The organism is Alicyclobacillus contaminans DSM 17975, assembly GCF_000429525.1.
Classification (GTDB): Bacteria; Bacillota; Bacilli; order Alicyclobacillales; family Alicyclobacillaceae; genus Alicyclobacillus_A; species Alicyclobacillus_A contaminans.
In genome coordinates this window covers 1-15653 of sequence record NZ_AUCA01000054.1, presented here as the reverse complement: position 1 = coordinate 15653, position 15653 = coordinate 1, and the positions used below count along the sequence as shown (strand labels likewise).

The following is a 15653-nucleotide window of genomic DNA, read 5'->3' as shown; positions in this document are numbered from 1 at the left end:
CAATTGTTTACACAACTGGCGGAACGACGTGATCTCGGGTCTGGTGAAGTACAGGTAGTGCATCCGGAAATAGGCCACTGGGGATGTGGGCTTGCGGCCGGTCTTCTCATACAGAGGACCAATCAGATGCTCCAGGAACGAATCATCAATGTGGACCACGTAATCAATCAGTGCAGGATCGAAGCCGAGCGTGTTATACTCGGCATATGGAAGCAGGTCCAACTGCAATTCCATGGGAAACGCACCTCCGGAACTGGTAAATTGTTTGTTTTGGTCAGCTACAATTTTACCAATTCTACGGTTAGGTGCGTTTTGCTATTCACCCAAAATCAACGGCTTTTCGGACACGCTCATTATAGGAGAATCGAAGAACAACATCGAGTTGACCGAGAATGTGTCGACGTTCACGCATTGTGTCGGAAGATTTCCAGGGATCGACGTCGCCGTTTGACAAACTAATCTGCTCTGCCTCCGTATAATGGGCCGTACAAATGAAGGAGGGGAGCGCATGAGTTACACGTTTGCGCACAACGGCGGACAGATTCCTTCTCGGAGCGGGCGGCGAAGTACGGCGATGCGGGTGCAGTTGTACCGCGTCACGCGGACGGTGCTGCTGCTGGCCGTTGGGGTGCTACTCGGCCGGGCCAGCATTGAGCACGTGATCTCGCCCTTCGCGCTGGCGTACTATGTGATTCTGTCGGAATTGGTGGGAGCGAAGCGGAGTTGGCCCGCGTACGCGGCGGTGGTCGGCGCATTTTGGCACGACGGATCTGGCGGTGCGGCGCTGCTCGTGGTGGACATGCTGGTGTACCGTTTCCTGCGCCGGGTGGTGTTCGCCAAACGGACGCCGGACTTGCACTGGCTGCCGTTTTTGGCCGGCATGGTGGATACCGCAGGCCGCCTGGCGGCCGTGGGAACGGTGTGGACGCGCTACGACCTCCTGTTGGCCTTCGCCGAAGGCGCATTGGTGATCCTGTTGTCACTCATCTTCATTCAGTGCTTGCCCCTGTTCACCGGATCAGCCCAATCTCGCCGACTGAAACACGAACAACTGGTGTGTCTCACCATTCTTCTGGGGTCGGTCATGACTGGGCTGGCGGGGCTCAATGTGCAGGGCATACCTCTGCTGGAAGTGGGGGCCGATTGGGTCGTCCTGGTCTTGGCGGCCGCCGGCGGTGCGGGGATGGGTGCCACCGTGGCGGTTGTGGTGGGCGTCCTGGCCCTGTTGAACCACGCCCAATCCATGTCTGCGGTGGCTGTGCTCGCGTTCGCCGGCCTTTTGTCCGGCGTCCTGAAGGATGCTCGGCGAGTGTGGTCAGGGCTCGCGTTTGCCGCCAGCCTGAGTTTGTTAACGGCTGCGACGAACGTCGACTGGTCGACGACCACCGCGTCCATCGTGGCGGCGGGTGCGGCCACCCTTCTCTATTGGCTGACGCCGCAGGGGATGCTTCGGGAGTTGGCCACCTTTGTGCCAGGAACGGTGGAACACTCGCAATCCGAACAGGAGCGGACCAGGCGCATTCGGCAGCTGCTCACGGAAAAAATCGACGACATGGGCGCGGTGTTCGAGGAACTGGCGGTCGCGTTCGCCGATACCACGGACAGCGCGCTGGTTTCGGATCAACAGTTGCTCGATTATGCCGTCGGCAGTGCCGCGAAGGCGGTGTGCGCCGGTTGCCCCCTGCACGAGAAATGCTGGGACAAAGAATCCTATGCCACGTATCAGGCGATGGTTCACACGGTGGAGAAACTCGAGCGTTCCCGGGCGGTGAATGTACAGCCTTCTGCAGATCTCAAAGAGCGCTGCATACGCGTGGAAAGTATGATGGGCGTGCTGCGGTACAACCTGGATCTGACCGACCGGGACGCCAAGTGGATTGAAAAGCTGCGCGAGCAGCGGTCACTGGTCTCCGCCCAGTTGTCCGGGGTGGCAAATGTCATCCGCGACGTGGTCAGCGAACTGAACCGCAGCAACGAGTCGTCCCTGTCCGGCGAAGAACAAATCCTGGCCGCGCTGGAGCGGCTCGGCCTGTACATTGATCACGTGCACATTGTGAGCTTGGAGCCTGGCAAGATAGAGATTGAGGTCAGCCAACCCTCTGTCGGCGCCTACGAGAACTCCGTGCGGATGATTGCGCCGTTGCTGTCCGGGGCCGTGGGGGAAAACATCACGCTCAGTCACGTCGTCGGCGACGAGAGTGGCCCATGTACGAGCGTCTTCACGTCTGCGCGATTGTTCCAGGTGGACACCGCCGTGGCCACCGTGGCTCGCGACGGCAGAACCGTGTCCGGGGATACCTATACCGCCGTGGATCTGGACAACGGCCGGTTTGCCCTGGCTGTCAGCGACGGGATGGGCAACGGCGAGCGGGCCCGGCGTGAGTCGAAGGCTGCCATTGAACTGCTCAAGAAGCTTCTGAAGGCGGGGTTTGACGAGCAGTTGGCCATCAAGACCGTGAATTCCACACTGTTGCTTCGCTCCCGCGACGAGATGTTCACCACCATGGACATGGCGCTGATAGACCTGTACTCAGCGCGCGCCGAGTTCCTCAAGATTGGCTCAGCACCGAGTTTCGTCAAACGTGGCAGTGAAGTGTTCTCCATCACCGGTACCAACGTGCCCATCGGCATCCTGCAGGACATCGAAGTGCAGACCGTCGATGAACAACTGTACGACGGCGACCTTCTGATTCTCGTGTCGGACGGTATCTACGATGCGCCGCAGCACGTATATGACAAGGAAGATTGGTTGAAGCGCCAAATCGAGCGGTTGGAAACGGCCGATCCGCAGGAGATTGCCGACACACTGGTCGAAGCGGCCGTTCGCATGAACCATGGACAGATCTTTGACGACATGACCGTCCTCGTGGCCGCCATCAAATCCTATCAGCCCGAGTGGGCGTCCATCAAATTGCCAGGCATCACCGGACTGCGCAGGGACAAGAAAAAACAGGGCGCGTAACATTCGCCTGGGAATGCCTTCTCCTCAATCCGTCCATACTGGTTACCAGTAGCGATGGAGGTGGAAGAATTGGGAGATTCAAAGGGTACGCTGCGACAGATTCTCGTTGTCACCGATGGATGTTCCAACGTCGGCGAGGCCCCGGTGATTGCGGCAGCCCGGGCGCGGCAGCGAGGCGTGGTGGTCAACGTCATCGGCATCGTGGACAAAGGGGACATTGGCCGGCAAGGGAAGGCCGAGGCGATGTCCATCGCCGACGCCGGCGGAGGAATGTGCCGGTTGGTGCAGCCCGTGGAGCTGTCGGCGACCGTGCAGATGATGACGCATCAGGCGATGCAGCTCACCTTGCAACAGGTGGTGAATCAAGAACTGCTCCAGGTCATGGGCAAGTCCACCGAGGATTTGCCGCCTGCGGATCGAACTCGCGTGATGCAGGTGGTGGACAAGCTGGAGGAGGAGACGGATCTGGAGGTCGTGGTGACGGTGGACACGAGCGCCAGCATGCGCGAAAAAATCCCAACGGTCCGCGAAGCGATCCGCGATCTTTCCTTGTCCTTGCAAGCGCGGCAAGGTCGGTCCAGCGTGGCGGTGGTCTCGTTCCCCGGGCGGCGGGATGCGCTGGCGGAAACCGTGCAGCCATTCCAAACCGAGGTCGATATGGATCTGCTGGAAGGCATCCTGGCTGCGCGCGGCGGTACACCCACAGGGCCGGCCATTGACCACGCCCTGTCGTTGTTTGGCGCGTCCCCCCGCGATGAAGAAGATGGCCCGCGCCGGTGGGCGGATGGGGCCAACGTCTGAATCAGGCGATGCACATGCTTTCCAAGGGGGCCCGCGTGCAGGGGAAGTGGACGGGACACACGCTGCTGGTGGATCGCCCGCTTGGGGCCGGCGCCAACGGGGAGGTGTATCTGGTTCACGGGCCGTTCGGCCGGGCGGCGATGAAAGTCTGCGCCAATGCCGCAGACGTGGCGATGGAGTGGGGATTGTTGGAGCGGCTGTCCGCAAACAGCCGCGTGTTTCCAAAACCATTGTTCATCGATGATGCCCCTCCCAACCTGTACTTTTACGTGATGGAGTGGGTCCAGGGCGTTCCCTTCCATCGCGCCTATCCCCGGCTGGCGCCGGCGGAGCGGCGGCGCGCGGTGGAAGCCGTTCTGCATGGCCTTGCGCAGCTCCACCGCCTGGACTACGGATTCTGCGACATCAAGCCGGAGAACATTCTGGTTGCCGATGGCGGAGCGGCGGTTCGACTCGTTGACGTCGGCGGCGTCACTTCATTCGGTCGATCCGTACGTCAATACACGCCGTTCTACGACCGGGCGTTCTGGGGATTGGGCGGTCGGCGCGCGGATGCGCACTATGATCTGTGCGGCTTTGCACTCAACGTCCTGTTCACGATGGAACCGCCGCCGGACGCGTTGATGGCGAAAACGCCCGAACAGCGCCAGACGTGGCTGTGGAAGGTATTGCGCAAGCATCCGGACGCGGATTTGCGACACGTCATGGAACGTGTCTTGCGCTCCGAGGTGCAGGATGCGGCGGGTTGGCTGCGCGCATCCCGAACGGGCGTACAGCCACAGCGAAGGGCGACGGCGTCGACACATGCGCCAAATCGCCGGACGACTCACCACCGCGGCTCGGTGCAGCACACTCCGTCCTCCCAGTCTTCCGGAGGGCGGCGGCCGCCTCGGCGGGGCGCGAAGATGGATTGGACGGAACGCCTGATGTGGACGTCGCTCGGGACGGCGGCGATGGTCACCATCGCGGCGTGGATCTCATTTCTCGGCGGGTTTTGATACGGTCATTGGGAGCGGCACGGATCGCATGCGTGCCGTTTTTTTTTGCGTGCGGATGGTGGTACAATCTCTGGAAACGACAGGAGGGCGAGGACCATGTCAATCCGTCTCGAAGTGCAGCGCGCCGTTTGGGATGCACTGGCTTCGGCGGTGTCAAGCTCCCCGGGGCCGTCGCCGCAGCGGATTCTGGTGGCTGTGTCCGGCGGACTCGACAGCATGGTGTTGCTGTCCGCGGCCAGGGAAGTGGCCGCTTCGCACGGCCTGGCGCTGTCCGCTATCCACGTCAACCACCATCTTCGCGCCACGGCGGCGGCAGATGCTGCCTGGGTTCGCCATTATTGCACCGTGCACGACATCCCTCTGCGCATTGCGCACGTTCATTTGGACGAGGTGCCGCCGGTGGAGCGCCGTGGGCCGGAGGCGGACGCCCGCCGACTTCGATATCAAGCGGTGGCGGAGGAGGCGCGGCGCATCGGAGCTGCGGCTGTCCTGTTGGCGCACCACGCGGACGACCAGGTGGAGACGGTATTGCTGCGACTGATGCGGGGCACATCGGTCACCGGTTTGCACGGGATGCTTCCGCATACGGAACATCACGGGGTAGTATGGCTGCGGCCGCTGCTCTTGTTCACCAAACAACAATTGGCTGAATACGCGAGGCAGGAGCGGATTGATTACGTGGAGGATGACTCCAACTTGGATGAACGGTACACGCGCAACTATCTGCGCCACCGGGTGGTGCCCTTGCTTCGCGCCCGTCAACCGCGGTTGGCGGAAACCGTCGGCCAGATGTGCCAAATCCTTCGCGACGAGGACGACTATCTGGAGGCAGCGGCCAGGGAGGCGGCGGATTGCGTCGCAGAGCGGATGGGGGACGGCTACTGCCTTGATGTGTCCGCGTTTGCGGCCCTGCACCGTTCTTTACAACGGCGGGTGATTAAAATAATATTGTATTGTTTGACATCCGGCGTTACATGGACGTTTCTGGACGTGCATCGGGTGCTCTCCATCGCCGTTGGGGCGCGCACCTCCGCGGAAGTGGTGATTTCGGGGGGCGTTCGAGCGCGCCGAGAGTACAATCGCCTGTGGCTCCTCGCTGAGCCGCCTGCGAACGCGGCGTTCCACGTGCTCTGGCAGCCCGCTGAAAATCCCCGTTTGGTGGTTCATACCGGCATGGGGGACTGGGAATTTGACTGGGAGTGGTTGCCGCAGTTGACATCGGTGCGCACACGCTCCATGTACGAATTGTACATTCCGGAAGTTCCGCAAATGGTTATCCGCTCCGTCCGCACAGGAGATAGAATGCGCCCGCTTGGTGTAAACGGCACGAAGAAAGTGCACGATATTTTTATTGACGCAAAGGTGCCGCGGGCATTGCGCAGCGCTTGGCCGCTGTTTGAAGTCGAGGGCAAGCTGCTATGGATTCCCGGTCTGGCCAGAGGGGCGCATTGTCTCGTGACCGATGCGAAGTCTGGCGCTGGCTGGATTCGTGCACGCCCAAGCGTGAGGAATGTACATGGTTTCGCGGACGTCACGTATGAATAAGATAAGGGAAAGGCTCAGGGAGGCCACCATGCATCCGGATTTGGAGAAAATATTATTCAGCGAAGAAGACATCCAAACCTGTGTCGCGGATTTGGGCAAGCAGCTGTCCGCGGCGTATGCGGGCAAAAACCCGCTGTTCATCTGTGTGTTGAAGGGCGCCGTGCTCTTCATGGCGGATTTGGTGAAGCATGTCGATGTGCCGATGGAGATGGATTTCATGGCGGTCTCCAGTTACGGAGATTCCTCGAAATCCTCGGGGGTGGTGCGGATTTTGAAAGACCTGGACCGCCCTGTCGAAGGCCGCGACGTCGTCATTGTCGAAGATATCGTCGATACCGGGCTGACACTCGCCTATTTGAAAGACCTCCTGCTGCGCCGTCACGCGGCGTCTGTTCGGGTTGTCACGTTGTTTGACAAGCCGGAAGGTCGGAAGGTGGACATTGTACCGGATTATTATGGTTTTCGGGTGCCGAACGAGTTCATCGTGGGCTATGGCTTGGACTATGCGGAGCAGTATCGAAACCTGCCGTACGTCGGGGTGCTGAGGCCTGAGATATATGTGAAGTAATCGTGAACCCGGCGGTGCGGCTGTCAAGCCATCCGCGCCCTGTGGTACAATGGTTGCGCCATGACCGAGAGGAGGTAAGGCATGAACAGGGTTTACCGGAGCATCGTCTTTTACATCCTGATTTTGCTGGCGATTGTCGGCGTTGTCAACTACATCACGGGTCAGGATCATACCAAGACAACCCTTACATATACGGAGTTTGTGAACAAGGTGCAGAGCCACCAGGTGGAACCCGATGTCACCGTGGTTCCGGAGGGGCTCACGGCGACCATCGACGGCACGCTCACGGATGGCGAGAAGTTCACGACCCGGGCGTTGCTCGTCAACAACGACATTACGAGCTTTCTCCAGAACAACAAGTTGAATCAAACGAACGCCCCGCAACCGAAGGCCTCGATTTGGATTCAGTTCTTGGAGTCGGTCGTACCGTTCATTGTGCTTTTCATCCTGATGTTCTTCCTCTTCAATCAGGCGCAGGGCGGCGGCAGCCGGGTCATGAATTTCGGCAAGAGCCGCGCACGATTGTACTCTGAAGAAAAACGGCGCGTCACGTTCCGGGATGTGGCGGGGGCCGATGAAGAAAAGACTGAGCTCGAAGAAATCGTCGAGTTTCTCAAAGATCCGAAGCGGTTCTCGGCGTTGGGAGCGCGTATTCCCAAGGGCGTTCTGCTCGTTGGGCCGCCGGGTACCGGGAAGACGTTGTTGGCGCGCGCTGTGGCCGGTGAAGCGGGGGTTCCGTTCTTCAGCATCAGCGGTTCTGACTTTGTCGAGATGTTTGTCGGCGTGGGCGCGTCCCGCGTGCGCGACCTGTTTGAGACCGCGAAGAAGAACGCGCCGTGCATTATCTTCATCGACGAAATTGATGCCGTGGGTCGTCATCGCGGGGCGGGCCTCGGCGGTGGACACGACGAACGCGAACAGACGTTGAACCAGCTGTTGGTGGAAATGGACGGATTTTCGGCGAACGAAGGCATCATCATCATCGCGGCAACCAACCGTCCGGATATTCTCGATCCCGCCCTGCTCCGTCCTGGGCGGATTGACCGACAAATCATCGTCAATCGTCCCGACGTCAAGGGCCGCGAAGCGATTCTGCACGTCCACGCGCGCAACAAACCGTTTGATGAAGACGTTCGTCTGGATCAAATCGCCAAGCGGACACCGGGATTCACCGGCGCCGACTTGGAAAACGTCCTCAATGAAGCGGCGCTGTTGGCGGCCCGGCGCGGCGATGCCACCATTAAGAACGCGGATATCGACGAGGCCATCGACCGCGTGATGGCCGGCCCGGAAAAGCGCAGCCGAGTGATGTCCGAGCACGAACGCAAGTTGGTGGCATATCATGAATCCGGGCACGCGGTGGTGGGATATTTTGTTTCAAACGCCGACACGGTCCACAAGGTGACCATTGTTCCGCGCGGCATGGCGGGTGGTTACAACCTGATGCTGCCCAAGGAAGAAAGGTACTTCATGACGAAGCAGGAAATGCTCGACAAGATCTGCGGTTTCTTGGGCGGTCGAGTGGCGGAAGAAATCGTGTTTGGCGAAATTTCCACCGGTGCGCACAACGACCTGCAGCAGGTCACGCAGATTGCTCGCCAAATGGTGACCGAATACGGGATGAGCGAGAAACTCGGACCGATGCAGTTCGGTAACCGCCAGGGCTCCGGCCAAGTGTTCCTGGGGCGTGACCTGTCGGTAGAACCCAACTACAGTGATCAGGTGGCGTATCAAATTGATGAAGAAATGAAGCGGATTGTGGAAGAGTGCCACGAGATCACACGGAAGGTCCTAATGGAACATCGAGATAAATTGGATAAACTCGCCAATGTGTTGTTGGAGAAAGAAACCTTGGTGGAGGAAGAAATCCAGGCCATCATGGAAGCATGAGCGTAAGAAATTTTTACCCCCCCGAGCACAGGACTCGGGGGGGTTTTTGTCGAAAGGGAGAGAATCGACGGGATCGGCACGAATTGGAGGAACGGGTGTGCGCTGGGTATCTCTTCATAACATACAGCCCAATCGAATCTTGGCGCGCCATATTCTTGATCAACGCGGTCGCATTCTCCTATCTCGCGGCGTTGTGTTGACGCCGTCGCTGGTGGCTCGACTGCAGCGAATTGGCATTCATTCCGTGTGCATAGAGGATGACTGGACGGATGACCTCGTGTCGCAGGACATGATCTCACCGGAGACGCGGCAGGCCATCTTGGAGGCAACCTATCTGTCGCTGTCGGAGCTGGTTTCCTCGCAATCGTCCAAAGTCGTCAGACCGGTGCGCTTAAGACAGCGACTCCGGCCCATCCTATCCGAGGTGGTGGACGAGCTTCGGTCGATTGGCGGCGCGGGCGCACACTTAGGCAATGTTTACTTGTCCGATGGCGAACTGTACCATCACTCGGTGAACGTTACGCTCTTCGCTCTCGGCGTGGGCATGGGGCTCGGCATGCGCGAAGAGCAGCTCATCCAATTGGGGATTGGCGCTTTGCTCCACGATGTGGGCAAGCTTCGCATCCCCGAATCGATTCTCAAAAAACCGGGGCCATTGACGGACGACGAGTTCTTGCTGATAAAAACGCACACCAATCTCGGGTACGATATCCTGCGAGCCATTCCCGACATGCCGTCGGCTTCGGCTTTGATTGCGCTGCAGCATCACGAACGAATGGACGGATCTGGATATCCGTTCGGACTTCGGGGTCAGGATATCCACTATATGTCCCGAATCACCGCCGTTGCCGATGTGTACGAGGCACTGACCGCCAACCGGGTGTATCGCCGCGCGTATTTGCCGCATCAGGCGCTGGAGATGCTGCTCGGCGGCGGCGGCACGCAGTTTGACCTGGACATGGTGGAGGCATTTGTCAACACCATCGCCATATATCCAGTGGGGATGACACTGCATCTGTCGAATGGCTACCGGGCGGTGGTGGTGAGCTCCGGCAAGCGACAGACGCAGCGGCCGTTGGTGCGGGTGATTGAGGACGCGGAGGGCAGGCGCGTGGCGGACCCCTGGGAAATCGATCTGGCGGAAGAATTGACAATTCAAATTGTTGACTGTGATCTGTAAATCCGGTAAATCGAGGCGGAAACGGCGATGAACAGGATTTTGGTGGTTGATGTCGGGAATACAAACACGAGCATCGGTTTGTTCGAGGGAACGAACCTTGTATATGATTGGAGAGTATCCACACTCAAGGACAGAACGTCAGACGAAATGGGTCTTTTGCTGAAGATGTTGTTTGCCGACAAGGGGATGCGCGGGAACCCGGTGGATGGTATTGTCTTGGCCTCCGTGGTTCCACCCGTCGTATCCATGTTTGCGGAGATGTGCCGCCGCTACTTTCACCGTCACCCCCTCGTGGTCGGCCCGGGGATCAAAACGGGGATACTGGTGAAATACGAAAATCCGAGAGACGTGGGGGCTGACCGGATTGCCAACGCGGTCGGGGCCGTCCAACGCTATGGCGGACCCGTGATTGTGGTGGACGCGCGCACGGCGACCACCTTCACGGTCGTCAACGAAGCAGGACATTACGTCGGCGGCGTCATTGCACCGGGCGTACAGTCGGCGGCGGACGCGCTGTTTCAACATACGGCGAAACTGCCCAGCATCGCGTTGACCACGCCGGAGTCGGTGATTGGGCGCAATCCGGTATCCAGCATGCAGGCCGGCATCATCTTCGGATTTGCGGACCTGGTCGACGGCATTGTTCGCAGAATTCATGAGGAAACCCACATCAAGCACCGTGTCGTTGGCACCGGACCGTACATAGACTTGCTGCGTGCGCACAGTCGGACGCTGGAGGATGTCGATCCGCATCTTTCCCTACACGGTCTGCGGATCCTCTGGGACCTCAACCATTGAACACCAACGACCGACCGGAACAGGAGGCACACCCATGTTACCCAACGATACCGCAATCCGCGCGTTGTCCAAAAACCAGCACGTGAGGGCGCTGGCTTGCACCTCAACGGCTTTAATCAATGAGTTGCAATCCCGCCACGACACATGGCCGGTCGCCACGGCGGCCCTCGGCCGCACCGCTTCTGTGGCGGCCATGATGGGACTGATGCTGAAGGGCAGAGAGCGGCTTACTGTGCAGATTAAAGGAGACGGGCCCTTGGGCAGCATCGTGGTGGATGCTGACGCAGAGGGGCATGTGCGCGGTTACGTGGATCATCCTCACGTCCATCTGCCGGCCAACGCCCTCGGGAAGCTCGATGTCGGCGGCGGCGTCGGGCAAGGCATGCTGTACGTGATGCGCGACCTGGGACTGAAGGACGTGTACCGGGGCAGCGTTGAATTGCAGACGGGTGAAATTGGCGACGACTTCACCTATTACTTCGCGGTGTCCGAGCAAACGCCGTCCGCCGTGGGCGCAGGGGTCCTGGTGAACACGGACAACCGGGTGTTGGCGGCCGGCGGATTCATCGTGCAGTTGTTGCCGGGACACACCGAGGCGGATACGGCAGACTTGGAGGCGCGGTTGTCCGGACTGTCCAGTGTCACCGACATTCTGCGAGACGGAGCGACGGCGCGGGAGTTATTGCAGATGGTGCTGCCGGATGCCGAGGTGTTGGACGAGCGTCCCATCAGCTTTCGTTGTCAGTGCTCCAAGGAGCGAATGGCTGCACTCCTGAAAGGACTTGGCGACGGGGAGATTCAATCGCTGATTGAGGAACAGGGCGGCGCGGAAGTGACGTGCCACTTCTGCAACGAACAGTACCAGTTCACCCAAGCGGAATTGGAGACGCTGCTGAGTCAGCAGACGGAGGGGGAACAACCGTGAACACGATGCCAATGGAAACAGCCAAGCCATCTTCATCTGCGCCGCAATCCACGCTGGTGATGGGGATTGTGAACGTCACCCCGGACTCGTTCTCCGACGGGGGGCGGTACTTCGACCCGGATAAGGCGCTGGCGCACGCGCATCGATTGATTGAAGAGGGTGCCGATATTCTGGATATTGGCGCTGAAAGCACGCGCCCCGGGGCCGAGCCGGTGAGCCCGGAAGAAGAATGGCGGAGGTTGGAGCCTGTTCTCAAGGCGCTGGCGAACGACTGTCCCGTACCTATCTCCGTGGACACGTACCGAGCCAAAACGGCGGCCCGTGCGCTGGAACTGGGGGTCTCCTTCATCAACGACATCTGGGGAGGCTTGGCCGATCCGGACATTCTCCGTGTCACAGCGGACAGCCCGGCGACCTACATCTGGATGCACAACCGGCAGCAGCCGCCGGAGGCCAACGGATTTTCCGTACTGATGGCGGAAACGGAGGCCGGGGTGCGGCGTTGCCTGGAAGCCGGTATTCCGGAAGAGCGGTTGTGGATAGATCCGGGGATTGGGTTTGGAAAGACCCACGAACAAAACCTCACCGCGCTGCGCCGCCTGCGGGAGTACTGCAATGTGGGCTACCCGGTGCTGCTCGGTACCAGCCGCAAACGAGTGGTTGGTCTCACGCTGGACCTTCCAGTGAACGAACGGCTGGAGGGCACGCTGGCGACTGTGGTGTTGGGCGTGGCGGCTGGTGTCCGCTGTGTACGGGTGCACGACGTCCAGGCCACCGTTCGCGCGTGCCGGATGACGGAGGCCGTGTTGCATGCGGAACTGTGAGCATTCGGAGACATCTCTGCACCGCGCGTATGTGTCGCTCGGATCGAACCTTGGGGATCGCTGGGGATTTCTGAGACAGGCGGTTTTCGCGCTGGCTCGGACAGGCGAAATCCGCGTGTCCTCGGTGTACGAGACGGATCCGGTCGATTATCTGGATCAGCCGAGATTTCTCAATATGGTTGCGGAGATGTGGACGACCGAGTCCGCTTCGGCCCTGCTGGAGCGATTATTGACGATTGAAGCGAGACATGGCCGGACTCGGGACATCCGGTTCGGGCCGCGGACGCTGGATTTGGACCTGCTCCTCTACGATGATGCGTACCTGTGTTTTCGGCATCTTCAAGTCCCGCATCCGCGCATGTGGCAGCGCGGATTCGTGCTGGTGCCTTTGGCGGAACTTGCGCCAAAGCGGCGCGGATTGGGCGGTGAAACCATCACCGAGATGGCGGCCAGGGCGTCTCGGCAAGGAGGGATACGCTGTGTCGGACGTCTTTTCTAGGCGGTTGCGCGCCTATCGAAAGCTCAAACATTGGACGCAGGCGGAGTTGGCGGACCATGTGGGCGTGAGCGTGGCCATCATCGGTGGATTGGAGCGGGGAACGCGTTCCCCCTCGGCGCAGCTGCTGGCTGAACTGACCCGCGTTCTGCAGGTGAGCGAAGCTGAATTGCTCGGGCTTCAACAGGCGCCGAACGGCAGATCGGACGAGGGCTGAGAGCGGCGAGGCCCCTGTGGATCACCGAACTTGGTATGCGTTGACAATCGTTGGGGGGCTCACTATAATTGCGCATAGACGCAACCGAGGGTTTACTTACACTGCTCAGTATTCATACTGGCAGTGTTTTCTGCAATCTGGCCATGAATACGCAATTGTGCCCTTTGCATATGTTGTTGTACGAGTTGCGGACAGTAAAGGAGAGACGAAGATGACCGAGAAGGAAGTTCTGCTTACGCCTGAGGGTCTTCAAAAGTTGGAGGATGAACTGGAGCATCTGAAAAGTGTGAAACGGCGTGAAGTGGCTGAACGGATCAAGTTGGCCATCAGCTATGGAGATATAAGCGAAAACTCTGAATACGAAGACGCCAAGAACGAGCAGGCGTTCGTGGAAGGCCGCATCATGACCTTGGAAAAGATGCTGCGCAACGCGCGCATCATCCACGAGGACGATGTGAACACGGATGTGGTCAGCATCGGGTCCACCGTGTTGCTGAAGGATGTGGAGTTCGACGAGGAAGTCGAGTACACCATCGTGGGTTCTGCAGAAGCGGATCCGGCGAAGAACAAGATTTCGAACGAATCTCCGGTAGGCCGCGCTCTGTTGGGGAAGACCATCGGCTCCATGGTCGACGTCGCGGTGCCGGCAGGAACCATCACGTTCCAAATCCTTGAGATCAAGCGTTGAGTTGGAATATGAAAAGGGTTTCTCGGATGAGGAGAACGGACGGGGTGTCGCCCCGTCCGTTTGAATTCCAATGGTACAAGGGATAGAATGACTATGGATTTCACGACGCTTGAGATGGATAGTGGCACGAGAGGTGACACATGGACGAACATGAACTGATTCAAACGCGCCGAGCTAAAATGGAGGCGTTGCGCGCCAAGGGGATTGATCCGTTCGGACATCGATTTGACGTGACGCATCACGCGGCCGAGATCCTCGCGTTTGGCGATGGGAAGTCGAAGGAAGAACTCGAAGAGGCAGCGCTGAATGTGCGCATTGCGGGCCGACTGATGATCAAACGGGGCCACGGCAAGGCGTCGTTCGCGGTGGTACAGGATGTGACCGGGCAGATTCAGATCTACGCAAAGCTGGATGTGCTTGGTGAGGAAGGATACAGCGTATTTGAACTGCTGGATTTGGGCGATTTCGTAGGCGTTGAAGGGACGGTTTTCCGAACCAACCGCGGAGAGATCACCGTGCTGGTGGAGAAGCTGACGGTCCTGTCCAAAGCGCTTCGCCCACTGCCTGAGAAGTGGCATGGGTTGAAGGACCTCGAAACGCGGTATCGCCAACGCTACCTGGATTTGATGGTGAATCCAGAAACGCGCGAGACGTTTGTGGCCCGTTCGAAAATCGTCCAGGCCATTCGTCGTTTCTTGGATGATCGCGGCTACTTGGAGGTGGAAACACCCACGCTGCACGCCGTGGCGAGCGGCGCTCACGCCCGTCCGTTTGTCACCCACCACAACGCTTTGGATATGACACTGCATCTGCGCATTGCGCTGGAACTGCATTTGAAGCGCCTGATTGTGGGAGGCTTGGAACGCGTTTATGAGATTGGCCGAGTATATCGAAATGAGGGTATCTCCACTCGGCACAATCCGGAATTCACAATGCTGGAGCTCTATGAAGCGTATGCCGATTTCCACGACATCATGGATCTGACGGAGGCCATGATTCGGCATGCGGCGCAGTCGGTGGTGGGGTCTCTGCAGATTCCGTACGGAGAGTCCACGGTGGACCTAGAAACGCCCTGGGCCCGTCGGCACATGGTTGATTTGATCAAGGACGAAACCGGCGTGGATTTCTTCGCAGTACGCTCCACGGAAGAAGCGAAGCGGCTCGCCCAACAGCATGGCGTCACCATTCAACCGGCCATGGAGTATGGGCACATTGTGAATGAGTTCTTTGAACAGAAGGTCGAACATACGCTCATTCAGCCCACTTTTGTGTTCGGCCATCCGGTGGAAGTTTCGCCGTTGGCGAAGAAAAACGCCGACGATCCGCGCTTCACCGATCGGTTTGAGTTGTTCATCGTGGGCCGTGAACACGCGAACGCTTTCAGCGAATTGAACGATCCCATCGACCAACGTCAACGCTTCGAGCAACAGGCGGAGGAGCGCGCCAAGGGCAACGACGAGGCGCAGGAGATTGACGAAGATTTCATCACAGCGCTGGAACATGGTATGCCACCGACTGGCGGACTCGGCGTCGGCATTGATCGGTTGGTGATGCTGCTGACGAATCAACCTTCGATTCGGGATGTGCTGTTGTTCCCTCTGATGCGCGAACGCGCGGGAGAATAAGATTGCGTTGTCAGGGCTGACTCGGCGAGCGCCGGTCAGCCTTTTTGATTACCAAAATTAACTATTGATCCGCACGAGGCAGGGTGGTATATTACACATTGTCGCTCCGGTGACGGCGCGGCAAACGGTGAGAACA

At 59.0% G+C, this 15653-nt stretch carries 15 protein-coding genes; 14 read left to right on the top strand and 1 reads right to left on the bottom strand.

What is annotated here, in order from left to right:
• Window positions 1-234: transposase (locus tag G463_RS0115410; protein ID WP_026975879.1), on the bottom strand; the 234-nt coding region annotated here is incomplete at its 3' end.
• Window positions 235-508: 274 nt separating this feature from the next.
• Between G463_RS0115410 and spoIIE the strand changes: the two genes are divergently transcribed.
• From spoIIE to lysS, 14 genes are all read left to right on the top strand, one after another.
• Window positions 509-2962, top strand: a complete 2454-nt coding sequence (gene spoIIE / locus G463_RS20815) for a stage II sporulation protein E (RefSeq protein WP_245575920.1) — start codon at window positions 509-511, stop codon at window positions 2960-2962.
• 69 nt (window positions 2963-3031) lie between these two features.
• Window positions 3032-3763, top strand: coding sequence for a vWA domain-containing protein (locus tag G463_RS0115400; protein WP_245575919.1), 732 nt, complete (start codon window positions 3032-3034; stop codon window positions 3761-3763).
• Complete coding sequence (locus G463_RS20810; RefSeq protein ID WP_084171773.1) at window positions 3739-4761, top strand: protein kinase domain-containing protein; 1023 nt, start codon at window positions 3739-3741, stop codon at window positions 4759-4761. Before G463_RS0115400 ends, G463_RS20810 begins: the two co-directional genes overlap by 25 nt.
• A gap of 96 nt (window positions 4762-4857) precedes the next feature.
• The gene (tilS, locus tag G463_RS20805) at window positions 4858-6306 is read left to right on the top strand and encodes a tRNA lysidine(34) synthetase TilS (RefSeq protein ID WP_051322354.1); all 1449 of its coding nucleotides are present in this window, start codon (window positions 4858-4860) and stop codon (window positions 6304-6306) included.
• Window positions 6307-6334: 28 nt separating this feature from the next.
• The gene (hpt, locus tag G463_RS0115385; RefSeq protein WP_026975877.1) at window positions 6335-6874 is read left to right on the top strand and encodes a hypoxanthine phosphoribosyltransferase; all 540 of its coding nucleotides are present in this window, start codon (window positions 6335-6337) and stop codon (window positions 6872-6874) included.
• An 81-nt stretch (window positions 6875-6955) separates the two neighbouring features.
• Window positions 6956-8764, top strand: a complete 1809-nt coding sequence (ftsH, locus tag G463_RS0115380) for an ATP-dependent zinc metalloprotease FtsH (protein WP_026975876.1) — start codon at window positions 6956-6958, stop codon at window positions 8762-8764.
• 97 nt (window positions 8765-8861) lie between these two features.
• Window positions 8862-9944, top strand: a complete 1083-nt coding sequence (locus G463_RS0115375) for an HD-GYP domain-containing protein (RefSeq protein ID WP_026975875.1) — start codon at window positions 8862-8864, stop codon at window positions 9942-9944.
• A 27-nt stretch (window positions 9945-9971) separates the two neighbouring features.
• Window positions 9972-10742 carry a type III pantothenate kinase gene (locus G463_RS0115370; protein WP_035487603.1) on the top strand — a complete coding sequence of 257 codons (771 nt, stop codon included), beginning with the start codon at window positions 9972-9974 and terminating at the stop codon, window positions 10740-10742.
• Window positions 10743-10776: 34 nt separating this feature from the next.
• Window positions 10777-11667: an Hsp33 family molecular chaperone HslO gene (hslO, locus tag G463_RS0115365; RefSeq protein ID WP_026975873.1), complete on the top strand. Its 891-nt coding sequence runs from the start codon at window positions 10777-10779 to the stop codon at window positions 11665-11667.
• A 5-nt stretch (window positions 11668-11672) separates the two neighbouring features.
• Window positions 11673-12491, top strand: a complete 819-nt coding sequence (gene folP, locus G463_RS0115360; protein ID WP_051322356.1) for a dihydropteroate synthase — start codon at window positions 11673-11675, stop codon at window positions 12489-12491.
• Window positions 12478-12990 carry a 2-amino-4-hydroxy-6-hydroxymethyldihydropteridine diphosphokinase gene (gene folK, locus G463_RS23670; protein ID WP_035487599.1) on the top strand — a complete coding sequence of 171 codons (513 nt, stop codon included), beginning with the start codon at window positions 12478-12480 and terminating at the stop codon, window positions 12988-12990. The genes folP and folK overlap by 14 nt, the downstream gene beginning before the upstream one ends.
• Window positions 12971-13204, top strand: a complete 234-nt coding sequence (locus G463_RS23665) for a helix-turn-helix transcriptional regulator (protein ID WP_026975870.1) — start codon at window positions 12971-12973, stop codon at window positions 13202-13204. The genes folK and G463_RS23665 overlap by 20 nt, the downstream gene beginning before the upstream one ends.
• A gap of 211 nt (window positions 13205-13415) precedes the next feature.
• Window positions 13416-13892, top strand: a complete 477-nt coding sequence (greA, locus tag G463_RS0115345; protein WP_026975869.1) for a transcription elongation factor GreA — start codon at window positions 13416-13418, stop codon at window positions 13890-13892.
• Window positions 13893-14032: 140 nt separating this feature from the next.
• Entirely contained in the window at window positions 14033-15517 is a 1485-nt protein-coding gene (lysS, locus tag G463_RS0115340) for a lysine--tRNA ligase (protein ID WP_026975868.1), read from the top strand.
• Window positions 15518-15653 lie beyond the last annotated feature (136 nt).

Coding starts and splice junctions, on each gene's coding strand:
- folK (WP_035487599.1), top strand. CDS start 12,478: ATGCGGAACTGTGAGCATTCGGAGACATCTCTGCACCGCGCGTATGTG.
- G463_RS0115370 (WP_035487603.1), top strand. CDS start 9,972: ATGAACAGGATTTTGGTGGTTGATGTCGGGAATACAAACACGAGCATC.
- lysS (WP_026975868.1), top strand. CDS start 14,033: ATGGACGAACATGAACTGATTCAAACGCGCCGAGCTAAAATGGAGGCG.
- hpt (WP_026975877.1), top strand. CDS start 6,335: ATGCATCCGGATTTGGAGAAAATATTATTCAGCGAAGAAGACATCCAA.
- greA (WP_026975869.1), top strand. CDS start 13,416: ATGACCGAGAAGGAAGTTCTGCTTACGCCTGAGGGTCTTCAAAAGTTG.
- tilS (WP_051322354.1), top strand. CDS start 4,858: ATGTCAATCCGTCTCGAAGTGCAGCGCGCCGTTTGGGATGCACTGGCT.
- hslO (WP_026975873.1), top strand. CDS start 10,777: ATGTTACCCAACGATACCGCAATCCGCGCGTTGTCCAAAAACCAGCAC.
- folP (WP_051322356.1), top strand. CDS start 11,673: ATGCCAATGGAAACAGCCAAGCCATCTTCATCTGCGCCGCAATCCACG.
- spoIIE (WP_245575920.1), top strand. CDS start 509: ATGAGTTACACGTTTGCGCACAACGGCGGACAGATTCCTTCTCGGAGC.
- ftsH (WP_026975876.1), top strand. CDS start 6,956: ATGAACAGGGTTTACCGGAGCATCGTCTTTTACATCCTGATTTTGCTG.